The sequence below is a fragment of the Neisseria sp. P0022.S010 genome, from assembly GCF_051956635.1.
Map to the genome: position 1 here is coordinate 1 of NZ_JBQCXF010000268.1, position 3,953 is coordinate 3,953.

General features: G+C 50.0%; 4 protein-coding genes. All 4 read right to left on the reverse strand.

Going from position 1 to position 3,953, the window contains the following annotated elements; all coding sequences use genetic code 11:
• Positions 1 to 721 (reverse strand): NAD(P)/FAD-dependent oxidoreductase (locus ACTHUT_RS15020; RefSeq protein WP_440418979.1); only part of this gene is annotated, 721 nt, incomplete at its 3' end.
• 148 nt (positions 722 to 869) lie between these two features.
• Positions 870 to 1,757 (reverse strand): ABC transporter permease subunit, encoded by an 888-nt coding sequence (locus tag ACTHUT_RS15025; RefSeq protein ID WP_049332683.1) that lies wholly within the window; start codon positions 1,755 to 1,757, stop codon positions 870 to 872.
• The gene (locus tag ACTHUT_RS15030; RefSeq protein WP_250600158.1) at positions 1,757 to 2,722 is read right to left on the reverse strand and encodes an ABC transporter permease subunit; all 966 of its coding nucleotides are present in this window, start codon (positions 2,720 to 2,722) and stop codon (positions 1,757 to 1,759) included. Before ACTHUT_RS15030 ends, ACTHUT_RS15025 begins: the two co-directional genes overlap by 1 nt.
• Before the next feature lie 15 nt (positions 2,723 to 2,737).
• A complete protein-coding gene (locus ACTHUT_RS15035; RefSeq protein ID WP_003685445.1) occupies positions 2,738 to 3,862 on the reverse strand; it encodes an ABC transporter ATP-binding protein in 1,125 nt (374 codons plus the stop codon).
• Between the last annotated feature and the right edge of the window lie 91 nt (positions 3,863 to 3,953).

Consider the following 3,953-nt stretch of genomic DNA (forward strand, 5'->3'; position numbering starts at 1 on the left):
CGGCATAAACAAGGTTTTTGCATTCAACGCTGCCATTGGGCGTGTGTACCAGCCAGCCGTTATCGCATGGCTCGATACGCGTCATCGGGGATTGCTCAAAAAGTTGTGCGCCTGCATCGGCTGCCGCTTTGGCAATGCCCAGGGTGTAATTGAGCGGATGTAAGTAGCCGGATAAAGGATCAAATTGCGCGCCTTGATACATATCGCTGGCAAGTTGTTGCTTCAGTGTAGCTTTATCCCAAAGCTGGTAATGGCTTGCGCCATAATGTTTTTGGGCGTGTTCGTGCCATTGTTGCAATTCTTCCCAATGCTGAGGACGGACGGCGACGGTAGCGTAGCCGCGTTGCCAATCGCATTGAATGTTGTGTTTTTGAATGCGCGAGTCAACCAGTTCAACGGCTTGCAGAGATTGCTGCCAGAACCATTGTGCCTGTTCCAAGCCGACTTGTTTTTCGATTTCTTCCATGCCGCAGGCAAAGTCGCTGATGACTTGTCCGCCGCTGCGGCCTGATGCGCCGAAACCGATACGGGCGGCTTCAAGTACGATGACTTCATGGCCGTTTTCAGCAAGCGGTAGGGCGGTGCATAAGCCGGACAGGCCGCCGCCGATAACGCAGGTTTCAGTTTTCAGACGGCCTTCAAGTGTCGGATAAGTCGGATGGGGATTGGCCGTGCTGACATAGTAGGAAGGAAGGTATTCTTTGAAGCTGGGATTAATCATGATTTGAGCTTTAGGTTGGTTTTCACTTCATTGAAATTGGTTTTCAGACGGCCTGGAATGTGGGTTTGGGTTCAGGCCGTCTGAAAGGATAAGATGCAGTTAATAAAACAGGCTGTTCCGACGCTTTATCGGACAGCCTGTCTGCATATTAGGCGGCTTTCTCGGCTGCCAATTTTTCTTGGCGGTAGGCTTCGGCAGCCTCGCGTTCACGTTTGGTTGCCTGACGCATCATCCAGTAGTTGGCGACAATCACCAGCGTACCGATGATACCGATCAGGATGGTTGCCAAAACGTTCATTTGAGGGTCAAGGCCGAGTTTGATTTTGGAGAAAATCACTTGCGGCAATGTCGATGAACCCGGGCCTGACAGGAAGGAGGTAATCACCAAGTCGTCCAAAGACAGGGTAATGCCCAAGAGGAAACCGGAAGCAATCGCAGGGGCAATCAGCGGCAGGGTAATCACGAAGAAAATCTTTAGCGGACGGGCACCCAAGTCCATGGCGGCTTCTTCGAGCGATTGGTCAAGCTCCACCAGACGCGAACGGATGACGACGGTAATGTATGCCATACAAAGCGTCGTATGGCCGAGGAAGATGGTGAAGAAGCCGCGATCGAAGTAGAGCGATTGCAGCAATTCACTGCCTTGCAGGAACATTTGCACCTGAATAATCAACAGCAGCATGGACAAACCGGTAATCACGTCAGGCATCACCATAGGTGCGGAAATCATACCGGCAAACAGGGTGCTGCCACGGAAGCGTTTGATACGCGCCATGGCGTAACCAGCCAATGTGCCGAGTGCTACGGCGGCAAGTGAGGAAACGATGGCGATGCGCAATGACAGCCAGGCCGCTTCCAAGATGGTGTCGTTTTCCATCAATGCGCCGTACCATTTGGTTGAGAAACCGCCCCAAACGGTAACCAGTTTGGATTCATTGAAAGAATAGATGACCAAAACCACCAGCGGAATATAGAGGAATGCCAGCGAGAGCAGGAGCATCAGTTTCAAGAACCAGGATAATTTGGTTTTCTGCATTATTTGCCTCCTTCTTCCAATTCGCGGTTTTCATAGTGCTGGAACAGGGCAATTGGTACAACCAGCAGGGCAACCATAACGACGGCGACGGCAGAAGCCAGTGGCCAGTTGTTTTGGTCGAAGAATGCCTGCCACAATACTTTACCGATCATCAGGTTTTCAGAACCTCCCACCAATTCAGGAATCACAAATTCGCCGACGGCTGGCACGAAGACCAGCATAGAGCCTGCAATAATGCCTGTTTTGGATAAAGGCAGGGTAATGGTAAAGAAGGATTTGATTGGACCCGCGCCCAAGTCGGAAGCGGCTTCGAGCAGACGATCGTCCAGTTTGACCAATTGTGTGTACAGCGGCAAAATCATAAACGGCAGATAGGCGTAAACCATCACCAAATTCAGCGAGAAAGCATTGTAGAACAGGTCTAAAGGCTCGCTGATGATTCCATATTTGATTAAGAAATTATTGATGATGCCGTTGTGTCCCAATAAGCCCATCCATGCGTAAACACGCAACAGGAAAGAGGTCCAGAAAGGCAGCATGATTGCCAATAGCAGGCCGTTACGCGCAGCCGGATTGGCGCGTGAAATGGCATAAGCGGTCGGATAACCAATCAGCAGGCAGATGATAGTCGTTGTCAGCGCAGTCTTAATCGAAGACCAGTAGGTCATCAGATAGATATTGCTGTTTTCACTGTCGCCAAACGGATTGAGCGTATTCCAAAAATTTTGGAAGATGTCGGCGTAGTTCTGATAGCTGATGGCAATGTTCAGACGGCCTAAGTCTTCATCAATCGTTGTCAACGGCGTAAATGGCGGAATGGCGATTTCTTGTTCGGCAAAGCTGATTTTCAAGACGATGGCGAACGGAATCAGAAACAGCACCAAGAGCCAGATATACGGCACGGCAATCACTGCACGCTGTCCAGGGCGGCGGAACAGTTTATTTTTCAGTTTTTTAAGGTTCATCACATTTCCCTCAAATTAACTGAACAGAGGTGTCGGTTGGTTTTCAGGCCAGCTGATATAGACGGTTTCATCCCAAGTCGGCGGCGTAATGTTACGCACATACCAATAAGGTGCGGGAACTTGGCTTTTGACGACACGGCCGTTGGCGAGTTTGATATGGTAAATCGCAAAGCTGCCCAGATAGGCAATCTCTTTGACTGTGCCTTGAGCCCAGTTGTGTGCGCCTAAGTGTTCTGGTTTTTCTTTGTGCAAATCAATGTCTTCAGGGCGGATGCTGATCCAAATTTCATGGTCGTTCGGAACGCCCAAACCGTGGTCGATGCGGACGTGGTTTTCCAAGCCATCACATTTGACGATGGAGAAATCGGCGCGGTCATCAACAACGACGCCGTCAAAAATATTGGTTTCGCCGATAAATTCGGCAGTAAAGCGACTATTAGGATAATCGTACACGTCGCTAGGCGTACCGACTTGTCGCAATTGGCCGTCAGACATAATGGCGATACGGGTAGCCATGGTCATCGCTTCTTCTTGGTCGTGGGTAACCATAATGCAGGTTACGCCGACTTGTTCCAGTGTGTTGACCAATTCCAGTTGGGTTTGTTGACGCAGTTTTTTATCGAGTGCGCCCAAAGGTTCGTCAAGCAGCAGGATTTTAGGACGTTTCGCCAGGCTGCGTGCCAAAGCGATACGTTGTTGCTGACCGCCGGAGAGTTGGTGCGGCTTGCGTTTGGCGTATTTGGTCATTTGCACTAGGCGCAACATTTCTTCCACTCGGGCGTCGATTTCGCCTTTAGGCATTTTGTCTTGTTTCAGACCGAAAGCGATGTTTTGCTCAACGCTCATGTGTGGGAACAGAGCATAGCTTTGGAACATCATGTTGATTGGGCGCTCGTACGGAGCAAGCTTGGTAATGTCTTGGCCGTCGAGAATGATTTTGCCCTGATTTGGGCTTTCCATGCCTGCCAACATGCGCAGCAGCGTGGATTTGCCACTGCCTGAGCTGCCCAAAAGGGCAAAGATTTCATGTTGGTAAATGTCCAAGTCGATGTTATCGACAGCGTAATTGTCACCAAACTTTTTCACCAAGCCTTGGATTTGCAGATAAGGTTTGGCTGAAGACGCAGTGGTTGCGGTCATAATGGCAATACTCCAAAAAGAAAGACGAGTACCGGCAAAACGGATTTTCGAATGGGTGATAAAAAGCTGTTTGATTGCTGGCGGGAGTCGG

Bases quoted from the DNA above. Each gene is read 5' to 3' on its own strand.
- ACTHUT_RS15025 (WP_049332683.1), bottom strand. From the start codon at position 1,757: ATGCAGAAAACCAAATTATCCTGGTTCTTGAAACTGATGCTCCTGCTC.
- ACTHUT_RS15030 (WP_250600158.1), bottom strand. From the start codon at position 2,722: ATGAACCTTAAAAAACTGAAAAATAAACTGTTCCGCCGCCCTGGACAG.
- ACTHUT_RS15035 (WP_003685445.1), bottom strand. From the start codon at position 3,862: ATGACCGCAACCACTGCGTCTTCAGCCAAACCTTATCTGCAAATCCAA.